At 49.8% G+C, this 17,580-nt stretch carries 10 protein-coding genes; 9 read left to right on the forward strand and 1 reads right to left on the reverse strand.

The genetic code is table 11. From position 1 onward, the window contains the following. The first annotated feature begins 220 nt into the window (after window positions 1–220). The 9 genes from FIV45_RS11630 (at window position 221) to FIV45_RS11670 (ending at window position 16,655) form a co-directional block, all read left to right on the forward strand. Window positions 221–643 carry a hypothetical protein gene (locus tag FIV45_RS11630; protein WP_133118546.1) on the forward strand — a complete coding sequence of 141 codons (423 nt, stop codon included), beginning with the start codon at window positions 221–223 and terminating at the stop codon, window positions 641–643. Between the two features lie 176 nt (window positions 644–819). Continuing rightward, complete coding sequence (locus tag FIV45_RS11635) at window positions 820–3,525, forward strand: TonB-dependent receptor (protein WP_099472074.1); 2,706 nt, start codon at window positions 820–822, stop codon at window positions 3,523–3,525. Between the two features lie 108 nt (window positions 3,526–3,633). Continuing rightward, complete coding sequence (locus FIV45_RS11640; protein WP_099472073.1) at window positions 3,634–6,114, forward strand: PepSY domain-containing protein; 2,481 nt, start codon at window positions 3,634–3,636, stop codon at window positions 6,112–6,114. Window positions 6,115–6,233: 119 nt separating this feature from the next. Next, window positions 6,234–6,644: a heavy metal-responsive transcriptional regulator gene (locus FIV45_RS11645; RefSeq protein WP_204602121.1), complete on the forward strand. Its 411-nt coding sequence runs from the start codon at window positions 6,234–6,236 to the stop codon at window positions 6,642–6,644. Window positions 6,645–6,747: 103 nt separating this feature from the next. Beyond that, window positions 6,748–9,081, forward strand: a complete 2,334-nt coding sequence (locus tag FIV45_RS11650; protein ID WP_099472072.1) for a heavy metal translocating P-type ATPase — start codon at window positions 6,748–6,750, stop codon at window positions 9,079–9,081. A 597-nt stretch (window positions 9,082–9,678) separates the two neighbouring features. After that, window positions 9,679–12,675: a response regulator gene (locus FIV45_RS11655; protein WP_099472071.1), complete on the forward strand. Its 2,997-nt coding sequence runs from the start codon at window positions 9,679–9,681 to the stop codon at window positions 12,673–12,675. A 14-nt stretch (window positions 12,676–12,689) separates the two neighbouring features. After that, window positions 12,690–13,058, forward strand: coding sequence for a response regulator (locus FIV45_RS11660; RefSeq protein ID WP_099472070.1), 369 nt, complete (start codon window positions 12,690–12,692; stop codon window positions 13,056–13,058). A gap of 10 nt (window positions 13,059–13,068) precedes the next feature. Further along, a complete protein-coding gene (locus tag FIV45_RS11665) occupies window positions 13,069–15,483 on the forward strand; it encodes a response regulator (RefSeq protein WP_099472069.1) in 2,415 nt (804 codons plus the stop codon). Further along, the gene (locus FIV45_RS11670; protein WP_099472068.1) at window positions 15,480–16,655 is read left to right on the forward strand and encodes an EAL domain-containing response regulator; all 1,176 of its coding nucleotides are present in this window, start codon (window positions 15,480–15,482) and stop codon (window positions 16,653–16,655) included. The genes FIV45_RS11665 and FIV45_RS11670 overlap by 4 nt, the downstream gene beginning before the upstream one ends. A 92-nt stretch (window positions 16,656–16,747) precedes the next feature. Here FIV45_RS11670 and FIV45_RS11675 read toward each other — a convergent pair whose 3' ends face one another. Further along, the gene (locus tag FIV45_RS11675; protein ID WP_099472067.1) at window positions 16,748–17,482 is read right to left on the reverse strand and encodes a cytochrome b/b6 domain-containing protein; all 735 of its coding nucleotides are present in this window, start codon (window positions 17,480–17,482) and stop codon (window positions 16,748–16,750) included. Between the last annotated feature and the right edge of the window lie 98 nt (window positions 17,483–17,580).

Here is a 17,580-nt window from a genome sequence, read left to right on the forward strand (position 1 = left end):
AAATAATCATACATGTCTATACAACCATAATCATCCAGTTTTTTGATCATATATGTTACAAAAAATATAATATTTGGCTAATTATTCCAACATATGTCACCTTATTGGTATTTTCATCTTTTTCAGAATATTTTGTTGTTAAAATAATTATTTGACAATTACATTTTTATTCACATACAGTATCGACATTCACAGACACTGACGGTTTTAGGAATCTCACATGTCACAGAAATTATTCAGAGGAATACTTGGAGCATTCATCGCTTGCTCTCTGGCGTTCACCAGCATAGCTGGTGCCTGCCCGACCATGAATAATATGTCAATGTCAGAGATGCCGTCAATGAATGCGTCAGGCGCGGATCATTCCTGTGAGATAATGAACCTGCAAACATCAAGCCCTTTCCGTAATCCGGACACAGAATGTTGTAATTTCTCGGCCATGATGCCGTGCGAAGCAACTGATGTTCTGGTCAATGCGGTCGGCAACAAAGTCATGGTCGACTGGGCCTTGACCGAGACGGAAACAAGTCCTGTCACAGTCTACCCGGATGTGCGGCGGGTCAATGAGCCCCGTCTGTTCTACCCGTCATATATTTTAAAATCCCGGATCATTTACCTACAAACCTCCCGTTTGAGAATTTGATAATTCCGAACAGCCGTCGCTTGGTTTTACGTGGCGGCAGAACAACTTCCAATTTTTTCCAAAGCTTTTGAACCTCGCCACTGCTATATGGCGTACCTCACCTTTCTGTGGCCAATGTCGCCGGAACGGCTTTCTGGTTTAAATCTCGAAATTACTCATATGAGGAGGAATCCAACATGACACATAATCTAAAAAAGGTCCTGTTACTCGCAACTTCAATCAGCAGCTATGCCCTGATCAACACCCCTGCTTACACCTTTGCCGCAGATGAAAATGACGCAGCCCCGTCAGATACATTTGAAGAAGTGGTCGTTACCGGATCACGGATCAAACGGAAAGACCTGACAAGTGTCGGTCCCGTCAGCGTAGTGACACAGCAAATGATCCGCAATACTGGCATTACCAGTATGGAAACACTCTTGCAACGTCTGCCCTCATCCGCAGGTTTTGGCGGTAATCAGACTGCCGCCTACTGGGTCAGCAACGGATGGGGAACTCCGCAGGTCAATCTACGCGGACTCGGCGTCAACCGCACTCTGGTCCTGTTAAATGGCCGACGGCTGGTTAACGGCGGCACCGGCGCCAACAGCTCTGTCGACCTCTCAATGATCCCTATGGCTATCGTCAAACAGGTTGAGGTTCTCAAGGACGGCGCGTCGGCCATTTACGGCGCAGATGCGGTTGCCGGGGTGGTAAATATCATTACCGACACCGATTTCAACGGCCTTGAAGCCAGCGCCAAATTTGGCATGACCGGCAAAGGAGACGGAGAAGAATATCTGATGGACCTGACTTGGGGCACCTCCAGTGACCAAGGCAGCCTCGTGGCCAGTTTAAGTTATCAGGATAATAAACCATCCCCCTTGGCCGACAGGGTGCCTTGCCCGCTGGCCTCAGACAGCGAGACCCAGTGTAACGGAAGCTCCAGCACTGCCGGCGGCCGGGCCGTTTATATTGACGGCGTGGGTGACCTCGTCCGGATCAACTTCAATAATGAACCGGGTGGCAAGAGCTGGGCGCCGTATGACAGATCGATTCATGGCTATAATTACAATGTGAATTTCAATGCTGTTAATCCTATCAAACGTCTGTCTTTCAGCAGTTTCGGACATTATAATTTAACCGATGATGTCCGTTTGTTCGGTGAAATGATGTATACGAACCGCCGTTCAACGCAACCTGCTTCCCCAAATGCGGTTACCCAGTTCACGCTGGCCGCAGACCATCCGACGAACCCGACAGGCGAAGACCTTCTCGTAGAAAGCCGCCGTTTGGTGGAACTTGGCGAACGTGTCTTCCTGCAGGAAGTCAATACCTTCCGGATTGTTGCCGGTGTTGAAGGAAGCCTTTCTGATTCCTGGTCATGGGATGTGGCCCTGAACTGGGGACGCAACACCGGAATGGATACAATTACAAATGTAGTCAATCTGGAACGGTTCAATGAAACCATAGATCCCAATGTTTGTGGTACAAATGGCATCCCGTGCGGTGATTATCTCGGGGTTGGAAATGTCAGTCAGGCCGTTCTGGACTACCTGCCCTTTGACATGACAGACACCGGTGGAAATGAACAGTTAAGCCTGACGGCCAATATTTCAGGTGATGTTTTTGAACTTCCCGCCGGGAAAGTGGGATTTGCCGCTGGGGTCGAATATCGGGAAGATAAAGGCTGGCGTCAACCGGATTCCCTGAAAGTGCTCGGCATCGCCAACAGCAACGCAGAAGACCCTATTTCCGGCAAAACAAAAGCCAAGGAAGCCTATGCCGAATTAAGTATCCCGGTACTGGCAGAGGTTGCTTTCGCAAAAAATCTCGACCTGAACCTGGCCCTTCGGTTTTCCGACTATGATACCTTCTCTTCGGACACCAACTACAAGATCGGGGTAAACTGGCAGGTGGTCGAAGGCTTCAAACTACGGGGCACCTACTCCACAGCCTTCCGCGTTCCCAACGTTCCCGAATTGTTTGGTGGGGTCTCGGAAGGCAATCTGACAACCACTGATCCCTGCAGCGGCTGGAGCAGCCTTGATGCCGGCAGCAACATCTATAAGAACTGCCAGGCCGCGGGTGTACCCGTTGGATACACACAACTTGGCAACACCATCCTGACTGACAGAGGCGGCAATCCGAACCTGGAACCGGAAGATGCCCGTTCCCTGACTTTCGGGGCTGTATGGCAACCTGGCTTTGCCGAAGGCCTGTCCGTGACGGTGGATTATTTCGATGTCAAGATAACAGACGCCATCACCGAACCTTCCGGGTCTGTCAAGCTGGCGCAATGTTATGAGTCCGACAATCTGACCCATGATTTCTGCACCCCTGTTCATCATACCCGCAACGCCGTCACCGGCGAGGTGAATTATCTTTCCGCGCAGAAAACCAATGCGGGCTCAGAACGCCTCAAAGGGATTGATGTCGGGGTGGTTTATAATTTCAACGCCATGGAATTAAACCACACGCTTGATTTCCAGGTCAGCTACCTTGATACGTTTGAAAGAACAGCATTCGAAGGGGATGTGCCAATGGTCCTGAACGGATTTATTGGGGCCGGATTTGGGGGATACCCCAAGTGGCGGGCCAACACCAGCTTCAACACATCCGCTGAAAACTGGTCGGCAACCTATTCGGTGCAATATATTGGCGCCGGGGATGACTTCTTCGCCACAGATGGCATCGGGTCCCATATGGGGGCTGTCATGTATCATAACGTACAGGGCACCTATAACATTATGGAGAACCTTGTCCTGTCCGCCGGCATCGACAATCTTTGGGACAAAAAAGCCCCCCGGGTCGCAAGCTGGACAGACGGAAATACAGACACCATGACCTACGACCTGGCTGGACGGCGCGGTTATATTCGTCTGACATACCGGATGCAGTAAGCTCCGAATGAAATAGCTATTAACCGGGCTGTGGCATATGCTGCAGCCCGGTCACAATCAAAAAAACAAATAAACAATTTCAAAATATTTAGTGTGAGGACAAGGCAAATGAAAGCATCCTTTTTATCCCGAAAATGGCATAAGTGGCTCTTTTTGGTTATCGGCGTGCAAATGTGCCTGTGGGCTATAAGCGGCTTTTATATGGTAACCATGTCGATTGACTACATCCACGGCGACCATCTGGTACAAGAAAAGGCTCCGCCCCCTTTACACCTCACCACCTATACATACCCCGTGAACCAGGTCATGTCGGCATATCCCGAAGCAACAAGAATCGAAACAGGAAACCTGTTTGAAACGCCGGTGTATAAAGTCCATACCCCGAACGGCATACAGATGATCAACGCCCGAAATGGCATAAGCCTGTCTCCCCTGGCGCGATCACAAGTCAAACTTCTGGCAGAAAATCTATACACTGGCAACGGCGCCCTCGCCTCACTTGAATTGTTAAGCGATAATCCCCCTTCCGAAGTCCAAACCAGACCGTTGCCTTTATGGCGGGCCAATTTCGATGACCTCTGGTCTCCCAGTTTGTATATTTCTCCCGCCACAGGCGAGCTCATCACAAAAAGACATGATTTCTGGCGCGCCTTTGATTTCCTCTGGATGTTACATATCATGGATTATGAAACCAGATCAGATGTCAATAACTGGCTTCTGCGGATTTCCGCCACCATCATTACCCTGTCAACACTAACCGGCATATGGCTGTTATTCTATAGCTTCCGCCGCACCAAAGGACAATCGGCATCAGCTAATTCCGGTGGCCGTTTCTTTCGCGCATTGCATAAATGGCTCGGTTTGTTCATTGGCTTGCAAGTCACCATCTGGGCTGTCAGCGGGCTGACCATGTCGATCCTCGATCACGATATGGTCCAAGGTCACGATATGTCCCGCCATGCGTCTCTCGCCTCGCTTGGAAGTGATCAATCTGTCAAAACACTCTCAGATCTCCCGCCACAGAATGGCGTCATGAAGGTCGCCCTGTGGCGTTTGCAAGACCAGCTGGTTTATGAAATCACCCGGCAGGAAGGTGCCCGGCTCTATGATGCCCGTTCGGCAACACCCCTGACCATCACTGCAGAATTGAGTCAAACCATCGCAGCCTCAGATTATGCTGGCCCCGGCGCCCTGCTTTCCGCCGTTCCGGTTAATATGCCAACCTCTGATACGCCACGGCTGTCTGGCCCGGCGTGGAAGATTGATTTCGATGACGGCCGCGGAACCGCCCTTTATATCTCACGCGAAACCGGCCAGATAACAGGCCGTGTGAACGCCGCCACACGCCTGTTCAATGTCGCCTTGATGCTTCACTTCATGGATTATCCCGGAAATAATCATTTTAACAGCCCGTGGATCATTTTTACAGGATTCGCGACCCTCTGGCTGGCGCTCAGTGGCATGATCCTTATTTTTCAGTCCTTTACAAAGGCGGAATTCAAAGCCGCATTCCGTAAAATTACCGCACCGGGAACCACTCGCACCCTTACGGTTCTTGACAGCGCCGGTGGTCTGGACAATCAAATCACGTCCCCCTACGGCGGGACAATTTATGACACCCTTGCAAAGGCTGAAATAATATTGCCTTCTCATTGCGGCGGTGGGGGCACTTGCGGTCTGTGTCGGGTTCAATACGCAGATCTGCCCCCCGTAGCGGTCGAAGCAGACCGGCACCATTTCACCCAACATGAACTTGATCAAGGCTACCGTCTCTCCTGTCAACATCGGCTTGCAAAAGACACCGCCATTTGCCTGCCAGAAGACGTTCTCACAAAAACGCCCTTCACAGCCGAAGTAACCGCAAACCGTAAACTCACCCCAACCATTCATGAAATCAAAATGAAACTCCGTACTTCAGAAGCCTTTTCTTATGATCCGGGAAGTTACATGCTGGTCGATATTCCCGGAACCGATGCTGCGCCCCTGAAACGGGCCTACTCATTGGCCACTCCTCCTCAAGACGCTGAAGAAATCGTTTTCAATATTCGACGCATACCGGCGCCGACCGATCAGTCTGAACTCCCCGCGGGCGTTGGTTCTCACTATATGTGTGACCTGCAGGCTGGAGACAGCGTGACCTTGTCCGGCCCCTTTGGCCATTTCAAAGCCCAGGACAGCGACAACGAAATGATATTCATTGGTGGCGGCGCCGGCATGGCCCCGCTTCGGGCCATCATTCGTGACCAGTTATTACATAAACGCACAAAACGCAAAATCAGCTTCTGGTATGGCGTCAGAAACACCACCGATATTTTTTATCAGGAAGAGTTCGCCCAGTTGGAACAACAACATGCCAACATGACTTTCCAAATCGGCTTGTCAGATCCTGTCCCGCAGGACAACTGGCAAGGCTTGTCGGGGTATATTCACGAAATTACCATGGAAAACTACCTGGCTGATCATCCTGATCTGACCAAAGTGGAATTCTACCTGTGCGGCCCACCCGCCATGTTGAAAGCCACCCGGATTATGCTGAAACAACTTGGCATTGACGAGAGTAAAATAGCGTTTGATGATTTTGGTATTTGACAAAAACAAAAAACCATTTGACCTTACAGTTAACTACAAGGTGTAACATGTGACCGAATCATAAACAGACAATATCCCAAGTCACCATAACGGGGCACAGGGGAATGGAGAATATGGTAATGGACATGACAATCGGACAACTTGCCTCCGAGACCGGAACAAGCCCGGAAACCATCCGCTATTATGAACGCAGCGGCTATTTGCCAACGCCCCACCGGCGAACGTCAGGCTACCGCGTTTATCAACGGGAAACCGTCAATCGTCTCCGGTTCATTAAGGAAGCCAAAAAACTTGGCTTTACCTTGAATGAAGTGCGTGAGCTTTTTGCGCTCACCGACGACCCGGATACAAATTGCGCGACCGTCAATCAAAAAGCCCGTCACAAAATTACAGAAATAGAGGCCAAAATCACGACATTGCAACAGATGAAAAAGAACCTGAAGGTTCTGGCAACCATCTGTCCCGATGATGAACAGCCCCTCAGCGAATGCAGCATCATTAATCATCTGTATGAACATACAGAAGACTAAGGCCTGCTTGTTCCTGCTCTTTCCTTCATTTTAACGAGGGAAAACAGTGATATTTTCATGTTAGAATAACAATCCGCAAAAGCGAATTTAAGGACCAGAAAACATGTGTGAGACCCATTCCCCGAAAGAATCACATTCCTCTCCTCAAACGGTGAAAGATCCGGTTTGCGGCATGGATGTGACCATCTCCACCGCGCGTCATATGACCACCCACGACCATCAAGAATATTACTTCTGTTCCGCCCGGTGTGAAGAGAAATTCACGAATGACCCGACCGATTACCTCAACGAAAGACCTCCGGCGGAAGAGATGCCCGCCGGCACCCAATATACCTGTCCGATGCACCCTGAAATCATCAGAGACGAGCCCGGCGATTGCCCGAAATGCGGCATGGCGCTGGAACCTATGGGGATCCCGACAGGAGACGAAGGCCCCAATCCGGAACTGGTTGACTTCACCCGACGCTTCTGGATCGGGCTTGCCTTATCCCTGCCGATTTTCATTCTGGAAATGGGCGGGCACATCAGCGCAAACTTTAAAACGCTTATTGATGATCACCTCTCCGTCATGCTGCAGTTTCTGCTCGCCACGCCGGTCATGGTATGGGTTGCGGCCCCGGTTTTTGGGCGCGGCTGGAAATCCATCAAGACCATAAACCCCAATATGTGGACCCTGATCAGCATCGGCACCGGTATTGCCTACCTCTACAGCCTGTTTGCTTTCTTTGCCCCGGACATCTTTCCGGATGCCATTAAAACAGAAAGCGGTCTGGTGCCGGTTTATTTCGAGGCTGCGGCGGTGATCATCGTCCTGGTTCTTCTCGGCCAGGTTCTGGAACTGCGGGCCCGGGAAAAAACAGGCGGCGCCATTCGGGCTCTGCTTGACCTTGCCCCCAAGGTGGCGTTGCGGCTCAACGAAGATGGTTCAGAAGAAGAAATTCTTTTGGACCAGCTTGCGAAGGGCGATACCGTTCGCGTCCGTCCCGGCGAAAAAGTACCGGTGGATGGTGTTATACTGGAAGGCCATTCCTCCATTGATGAATCCATGCTCACCGGTGAAGCCGTTCCGGTTGAAAAAAATGCCGACGACAAGGTCACCGGCGCAACGCTGAACGGCACCGGTAGTTTTGTCATGCGCGCCGAACGGGTCGGATCTGAAACCATGCTGTCCCAGATCGTCGCCATGGTCGCCGAAGCCCAGAGAAGCCGCGCCCCGATCCAGAAATACGCCGACCTCATCGCCGGCTGGTTTGTACCTGCGGTTCTTTTCATTTCTGCCCTGGCCTTTACCGTCTGGTATTATTTTGGTCCGCAACCTTCTCTGAGTTATGGATTGATCGCCGCCGTTTCTGTTCTGATTATCGCCTGCCCCTGTGCTGTCGGTCTCGCCACCCCCATGTCAATCATGGTCGGAACAGGACGCGGCGCGCAGTCTGGCATCCTGATTAAAAATGCCGAGGCCCTGGAAGTCTTTGCCAAGGTAGACACCCTTATTGTTGATAAAACAGGCACCCTGACCGTAGGAAAACCCATCGTAACCGATATCATTCCAATGCAGGACTTTACGGAAAATGATATTCTGACCTATGCCGCCAGCCTGGAAAGAGGCAGCGAACACCCCCTGGCAGCCGCCATAGTCAACGGCGCCAAATCCCGAAATATATCTCTTCTCTCTGCAGAGAATTTCAACGCAGTCACCGGCAAAGGGGTTCAGGCCACAATAGACGGCAAATCCGTCGCCTTGGGCAACAGCGTCATGATGGCGACATTGGATCTTAATACAAAAGACATCTCACAGCAGGCCAAGGCCATGCAACTTGAGGGCAAAACCGTAATGTACATAGCCCTTGATCAGACACTCGCCGGCCTGATCGCCGTAGAAGATCCCATCAAGGACACCACCAATCAGGCCCTCGACGCCCTGCATAAAGAAGGCCTGCGGATCATCATGGTAACCGGTGACAACGAAGCCACCGCAAAAGCCGTGGCCAGCCGTCTGAATATCGATGACGTGCGCGCCGACGTCCTGCCCGACGGCAAAGCCGATATTGTCAAAGAATTGCAAAAAACAGGCGCAAAGGTTGCCATGGCCGGTGACGGTGTCAACGATGCGCCAGCGCTGGCCCTCGCCGAAGTCGGCGTCGCAATGGGCACCGGCGCGGATGTCGCTTTGGAAAGTGCCGGAATCACATTGGTCAAAGGCGACTTGATGGGGATCGTCCGGGCGCGACGCCTATCGGAAGCAACCATGAGAAACATCAAGCAAAATCTTTTCCTAGCGTTTGTCTACAATACACTTGGTGTGCCCGTCGCGGCCGGTGTGCTTTACCCCGTCTTCGGCATTTTGCTTTCCCCGATCATTGCTGCCGCCGCCATGAGCCTCTCGTCCTTGTCTGTTGTCGGAAATGCGTTGCGGCTTCGAAGGGAAAAATTCTGATGGCCCGGGGAGTTGCGCTATTCAATGTAAAAAAGACGCCGCTCCATTAGAAGAAGTAGTTCAAACCAGCATAATAATAGCCCCCGCTTACCCCATAAACACTGTGATTATCGGATCTGACGCCATGCTTATCATAAAGCGCCTCTCTCAAGGGCGGCCTGAAACAACGGATAAAGATAAAACGGAGAAGATTTAAATCTGCGAGATGATTATATAACGCAGGAAGATCACAGCAATTTTCCCGCCCAGGTCAGGTCCGGCCCGGGGACTTATGTACAGCCATCAAAGGAAAAAAGAACTTATGAGGGCGAAAAGCAGAGCTCTCCCCTTAGTGTTTCCCTACAACAAAACCACCAACAACTTTTTGGTGAATATGACGCTTGCTAATAATACTTTATATACATATTATTAATATCTAATTGATAGTTTACTTAAGAAGTTCTTAAAATGTTGGTTTTCTTCATGTGGTTTTACTGTTTTAAACAAAGATCTCAGGAAAGTAGGGTTATGTACTTTAAGAAACAGGACAATTTTCTCATTTGATATTTACGAAAAATAGAATAATTTCAGATATTTAAACCTTAGAGAGTAATTCCCGTGCTGTTAAAAAATAATACAACAAAGAAATATGACGTGAGGCAACTGACCGAACAGGGTAAGAGCCGGTGGAAAATTTTTCTCTTGCTGTTCCCGGTTAGTTACCTTCTTGCATTCATTATCCTGACCCTGGTCGCTGATGACCAGGCCCAACGTCAGGAAAATCGCCTGACCGTTTCCCTGGAGGCGTTAACCCTCACCCAAGCCGGTCAGGTTCAGGCCACTCTCCAGACAATTACAGATGATCTCTTGTTTTTTGCTCAATTGCCAATGGTCAAGCGTTATTCGGATCACGATAATGACGGTGATCAACAGGCCATTGAACAAACTTTTCTTCAAGCTGCAAAACAAAAAAAATACATCGCCCAGATACGAATCATTGATGCAAAGGGCCAAGAAACAATCCGGGTTGACAGCACCTCGACCGGGCCGGTCATTTATGACCAGTCGAGACTACAGGATAAGAGTTCCCGGTATTATTTTACGGAAACCATGTCATTGTCTGAACACGGACTGTATATCTCACCGCTTGATCTCAATATGGAATTGGGTAAGATCGAAGAACCGTGGAACCCCGTATTACGTATCGCTACCCCTCTCGTCAATGCCCGGGGTGAGACATCAGGCATAATGGTCATCAATATCTACGGCCGTATTCTTCTTGAACCCTTTCACCCCACGGACCAGACCCAGTACAATTCCTATCTGCTTAATAAATCCGGCTACTGGCTGGCCGGCGCAGAGCCTAAAAAACTGTGGTCTTTCATGTTTGACGGTGGCCACCGGTTTGGGCTTGAACACCCTGATGCCTGGACAAAAATCGCCGCCCGGACAGAGGGACATTTTGTCGGGAAAAATAATCTTTTCACCTTCCAGAGCATCACTCTCGGACATCTTCTGGAGGCCAATACAGAAGAAATCAAAATCGCCCAGGACACTGGCATCTGGAAAATTGTAAATATGCAATCCTTGGAATCCCAAGGGTTCTGGAACGACACACAACAGGCCTTCGCACTCTCTGGAATTGGCTTTATTCTGGCTCTTGTTTGCTGGGGATGGAGCGGTTATCTCACCGAACGACGCATCGCAAAGCAGGCCGGCGCAGTCTTGCGTGAAATGATTACTCACGCCGACGTCTCTGTCGCGGTTCAAAATACCGATCAATCCTACAGCTTCATCAACCAGACTTTCTCCCGGTTTATCGGAAAACCAACTGCAGATATTCTGGGACAAAAAACAGAAGACATTTTTCAGGCCGATTATGCAAAGAAGGAAAATGACAAATTTCAACAAGTTCTGACCAGTGAGGCGCCAATCAGGTCGGAAAGCACCCTCACGACACAGGACGGCGAATTGGTCTTGCTCAGCACCCATTTCCCCCTGATTGATGAAAAAGGAACTGTTTACGCAATCGCCTGCATCTCGTCTGATATATCCGAACTTAAAAAAATGCAGAATGACCTCAATCAGGCGGTAGAAACGACAGAACTTGCAAACCAGGCCAAATCGTCTTTCCTTGCCAGCATGTCCCATGAACTGCGTACGCCCTTGAATGCCATTATCGGCTATAGTGAAATGTTGATTGAAGATATTGAGGATGAAGCCGATACAGACATGGGCCCCGATATCAAACGTATCTTCAAGGCCGGGAAACATCTGTTGGCGTTGGTCAATGATATCCTTGATATTTCGAAAATCGAGGCGGGCAAAATGATGCTTGATGTTTCAGACTTTAATTTTGATGCCTTGATCCTCGAAGTCGTGGAAACCGCCGGTGGACTGGCCCACAAAAATAATAATAAACTTCTTGTTGAATATCCCGACGCCCAGGCTGGCGTCATCACGACCGACTCTCTCAAAGTCAGACAGGTTATCCTCAATTTACTGAGCAATGCCTCCAAATTCTGCAAGAACGGTACAATAAAACTGGAAATCGATAAAGTACACGATCAGGGAGAAGACAAACTCATGGTCAAGGTAAGTGACACCGGAATTGGCATCCCTCCCGAAAGTCTCGCCACCTTATTTGATGAATTTGTCCAGGTAAACAGTTCTATCAACCGCACCTATGGCGGAACCGGCCTCGGCCTGGCCATTAGCAAGAAATTTGTTGAGTTAATGGGTGGTTCAATTGATGTCACCAGCGAAATCAATCAAGGCACATGCTTCACCGTAATCTTGCCGACATCTCTTGAAAAAGACCCTAGAGAAGCCGTCCATCTCCCCCTGTCCCTGCCGAGTCAGAAGGGGAAAGAGCAATGCATTCTCGTGATTGATGACGACATGTCGTCCCGCGACCTCCTGACACGATATTTAACCCGCGAAGGCTTTCTTGTCACAACAGCATCCGATGCGGTTGAGGGGATGAAGCTTGCAAAAAAACTGCGACCAGATGCCATTATCCTTGATGTAATCTTGCCAGAACTGTCAGGTTGGGAGGTAATGTCAGCCCTGAAAGAAGATGCCCAAACAAAAGATATTCCTGTCATCATGTGTACAATCGTTGATGACAAGCAAAGGGGTCTGAGCCTGGGTGCGGTCGATTACCTGACCAAACCAATTGAACGGGAGCAACTTATTCGCTCACTACGCCGATATCTCAATATGCCGGAAAAAAGCTATATTCTCATTGTCGATGATGATGAGGATGCCTGCGAACTTGCTGTGCGTTACTCACAAGAATATGGCGCAGATACAGTCATCGCCGGGAATGGCCTGGAAGCGCTCGACCGCATTAATGAATTTGGCAGCCCGGACTTGATTTTACTGGATCTGATGATGCCGGAAATGGATGGATTTGAATTCCTGCATGAATTCAAATCCCACAAAACCAATATGGAGGTTCCCGTCATCGTGATCACAGCCAAAGATTTTTCTCAGGAAGAAAAAACATATCTGTCTCAGCAAACCCAACTCATTATTGAGAAAGGCGCAGAGAACTTGCCACAAGTCCTCCGCTCTTTGTTGCAACAGGTTTTTTCCGCAATGAAATTCTAGATTAGGAGAGCCAGATGGCCCCACAGATCCTGCTTGTGGAAGATAACGAGATGAACCGAGACATGTTACAACGCCGGCTAAGCCGTAAAGGTTTTGACGTGGCGGTCGCCGTTGACGGGTATGATGCATTGACCGTAACCTCAAAACTGGCGCCGGACCTGATCCTGATGGATGTTGGTCTCCCGCAACTCGACGGCCTTGCAACCACCCGCCATCTCAAAAGCCAAACCTCCACACGGCATATTCCCATCATAATGCTCACCGCAAACGCCATGGAGGAAGACCGTAAATCGGCCTTCGCCGCCGGCTGCAACGATTTCGAGACAAAACCCATTAACTTTGCCCGGCTGCTTGAAAAAATCAGTCAACATCTGGGCCGTTAGGATCAAAAATATGGACGCGCAGACAGGTCATATCCTTGTAGTTGATGACAACCCTGACAACACTGACCTTCTCGTCAAACGCCTGAAACGACGCGGATATACGGCGGACTATGTGGCGAGTGGGCCAGAAGCCATCGAAAAACTTGATCAAGCCGCCTATGATGCGGTGTTGCTTGATTATATGATGCCCGGCATGGATGGCATGGAAACGCTGCAGTATATCCGGCAAACCCGGCACCCCAACCAAATGCCTGTCATCATGGTCACCGCAAAAAACGACACACAGTCCATTGTCCAGTCGCTTCAGGCTGGCGCAAATGATTACATCCACAAACCCATTGAATTTCAAATTCTCTTTGCCCGCCTCGCCAATCAGGTGGCGCTCAAAAAGGCGGAAGAACGCCTGGAACATATCAATGAAGAACTTGAAGAACAGGTCAGAAAACGTACGTCCGCGCTGATGGCGACAAATGAAAGCCTGCTCGCGGAAAAAATCCGGCGTAATGAAGCTGAACTCCTTATGCGCGAAAGCCAACACCAGTTCCGCGAAGCCTTTTTAAAAGCCGGACACGGCATTGCGCTGTTAAATTTTGACAGCAGCTTTAAACTGGTCAACACAGCCTTTTGCCGGATGCTGGGCTATGATGAAACCTCCTTGAGCCATCTCACGATCAAGGACCTGACACATAATGACGACTGGCAAGATGAAGCCCCGCAATTCACATCTCTGGCTAAAGGCCGCATTTCAAATTACGAAGTAAAAAAACGCATGTATCCGTCTGAGCGGGAAGAAATATTTGTGCGGGAGAATATATCGCTGATCCTGGACCAACATGGCAAACCCCGTCATGCCGTTGCACAATTCATTGATGTTACGGAAACCCACAAAGCCAGAGAAACAATAGAAGAAAAACAGGCCTACCTTCAGGCTATCCTCAATAGTGCGGCTGACGCCATTATTGCCACTGATGGGGACGGTCTCATCTTGACCTTTAATCAGGCGGCTGAAATTTTATTCGGCTTCCAGGAAAAAGAAATGCTTAACCGCGACATCACCGGCCTGTTGCGGGAAAACCAAACAGATTTGGGGGGAAACGTCCATACCATCCCGCAGGATTCCTGCCTGCTAAGCAGAGGCGCCCGTGATGTCACCGGCCTGAAGAAAACCGGCGAACATTTCACCGCCAGCCTGTCCGTGGGTCAATTTGGGTCACAAGACAAAAGAGGCATGATCTACGTCATCCGCGACATTTCAGAACGCATGGACCTGGAACATAAACTCCGTCATGCCGCCAAGATGGAAGCTGTTGGGCGGCTCACTGGTGGGGTCGCACATGATTTCAACAATTTATTGACGGTCATTATCGGAAATCTCCAATTGCTGGAACGGTCTCTCGTTGAAAATGAAAAAGCACAAGACCGGGTCGGTAAGATCATGAAGGCTGCCAAAAGCGGCGCAGAGTTGACAAGACGCCTCCTCACCTTCTCCCGCCAGCAGGTTCTTGAAACAACGCCACATGACGTCAACGAAGTCGTCCGGGACCTGGAACAGCTTCTCGGGCGCACCGTCGGGGCGGACATCACGGTATCTTCCGCCGTTTCAGAGACGCCCTTTATCGGCATAACAGACAAGAACCAATTGGAAAGCGCCCTGCTTAACCTATGCGTCAATGCCCGCGACGCCATGCCGGACGGCGGCCGCATCACCGTTGAAACCAAACAGGTCCGGCTTGATGAATCCTATGCCAGCAATCATACAGAGGTAACACCGGGTGAATATTACGAAATCGCGGTTTCCGACACAGGCAATGGCATCCCCCCTGACATCGTCGATAAAATATTTGAACCTTTCTTCACCACCAAGGCCAGTGGTCAGGGCACAGGGCTTGGGCTAAGCACCGTCTTCGGCTTTATGAAACAATCCGGAGGACATTTAGCGGTTTATAGTGAGCTCGGCTTTGGAACAACATTTAAACTATACGTCCCCATGGCCCCTGATGCGGCAGCCTACATCGCCGAACAAGCAAAAATGTGGCAGGAAATGCCGGTTCGCCCGGCAACCATTCTGGTCGTGGAAGATGACCCTGATGTGCGGGAAGTTGCCGTTACGGTACTGCGGGAATCCGGCTTTATCGTCCGCGAGGCAAGAACGGGACCCGATGGACTGCGAATCTTTTCCGAAGATCCCACGATCGAAGCCGTATTTTCAGACGTTGTCATGCCCGGTGGAATGCTCGGGCCCGAAATGGGGGCGAAAATGCGTGATATTCGCCCCGACATCCCCATCATGTTTGCCTCCGGCTATGCTGAAAAGGCGCTTGAGGACAAAGGAGGGCTTCTCAGTAAATCACGCTTTATTTCCAAGCCATACAACGCAACAGAATTACCTCATATCTTAACATCACTTCTGGAGACGCACCAATGACACCAATAGTACTAAACAGTCGTCCAAAATTGCTGGTAGTTGATGATGAAGTTGATGTGGCGGACTTTATTGCCGAAGTTGCAGAGGGAGTGGGCTATGAAACAATGACCGTCAATGAGGGCCAGAATTTCTTTGAGATGGTTACCAGATATCAACCGACCAGCATTATCCTCGACCTGAATTTACCAGGATACGACGGAGTTGAACTGTTACGTTATCTGGCGGAACAAAAATCTTCCGCCGCCATTTATATCGCGAGCGGTGCTGATCAACGCACCATCGCCGCCGCCCAGTCCTTGGGGAAACAATATAACCTGAATATCGTCGAAAGTTTTTCCAAGCCGGTTATGGTCGAAGAACTGGAGAAAATTCTGAGCCTTAATACAACGTCCGAAGAACGGGTTTCTACCAGTGGTATTCGAAAAGCCCTGGCGTCCCGGGAAATTCAGCCATTTTTTCAGCCGAAAGTAGACCTCAACAACGCAGATAACAAGATGATCGGCGTCGAAGCCCTGGTGCGCTGGATCACAACATCCGGACAGATGATCTTTCCGGATGAATTTTTACCCGTCGTGGCCGCAGAAGGATTAATGCCAGAATTAACTGCCGCCGTGGTGGAACAGTCTTTTGCGGCACAAAAAATGTGGCTGGATAATGGACTGGATATTACCGTCGCCATTAATCTTGACGGATGTCTTTTATCGGACCTGCGCTTGCCCGATAAACTGGCCGATCAGGCCGCAACCCATGGCATCTCTCCTCACAGAGTAACGCTGGAAATCACCGAAACAGCCGTCATGCAGGATACGGCCGCCACCATGGATGTAGCGACACGGCTGCGTCTGAAAGGATTTAGTTTATCCATCGACGATTTCGGGACAGGGTATTCCTCTCTGATTTCTCTTTATAATCTTCCCTTCAACGAACTCAAGGTCGACAAGTCATTTGTCCTTGATATTGAGAAAAACCATGAAGCATCCGTCATTATTGAAATCCTGACATCACTTGGCAAAAAACTTAACCTCAAGGTCTGCGCCGAAGGAATCGAAAGCCGCAAGGCGCTCACGCTTGTTAAATCATGTGGCTGCGATACGGGACAGGGATTCTTGTTCAGCAAGGCAGTGGACGCCAAAACCATCCTTGCTTACGCCGAAAATGGTGGGTTCTTATAAGTCAAATCCCGTCAACGGTTTCCTGACCACGACCTGTATCATTCAGGGAATGCGCCGTAGTCTCATTCCACAAAAAAGCGGCAGCAGAATTTTCATTCTTTATCTTCAGGTTCGCCGGGAATGACTTTGCGGCCCGTGAACATTGCTGATATCAGGGTACTGCCTGATTTAACTTCAGTGTAAATTACCGCCGCGATATGAACCACGATCAGCGCCAGAACAATGAAGAATGTCCAGTAATGGACAAGAATGAAAGGCTTTCGAAAGGCCCGCATTTCTGCAAACGCGGCCTGATCCACATTATCCTTCACATAGGCCGCAACAGTCGCCGGGTCCACACCGGGAGCAGCAACCCACTCCTGGAACATCGCGCCAAATGGCGGAAAATAAATATCGGTCCCGGCCAGCACAATACCGGAAGTCGCCATCGCAACCAGGGCCACCATAATCGCACTGACCGCCAACCGTCCGGCGGGGGTATGCCCCAGGTAATGCTTTGGCTGTCCAGATTTCTCCGCAGCCAGTTGCCCCTTTAGCTTCTGCGTGTATCCTTTTTCGAAAGGCAATAGATTTCGCCAACCGGCGAAGCGGTTCCCGGCAAATGCCCAGCCCAATCGAATGATCAGATTGAGGACAAAAACATAACCAAAATACACATGAACCGTTTTCAAAAGTACTTTACCGTCAGTACTGAGACCAAACGCGCTACTCCACAGGATGACCGTACCAAGCACACCCAGGCCGATCACACAAATCACGTTAATCCAATGAAAAAGCCGGACAGGTAAGTCCCAAACTTTATAACTTTTATACGTATGGTTTTCCAAGCTGCAATACTCCCCTGTAGGCGTTAATGGCGAAGGTGAAATAACCTTCACTCGATTGTTTGTCCAGGGTAAAATGAATTCACCCTAAACATGAACCC

This window comes from Paremcibacter congregatus, from assembly GCF_006385135.1.
GTDB lineage: Bacteria > Pseudomonadota > Alphaproteobacteria > Sphingomonadales > Emcibacteraceae > Paremcibacter > Paremcibacter congregatus.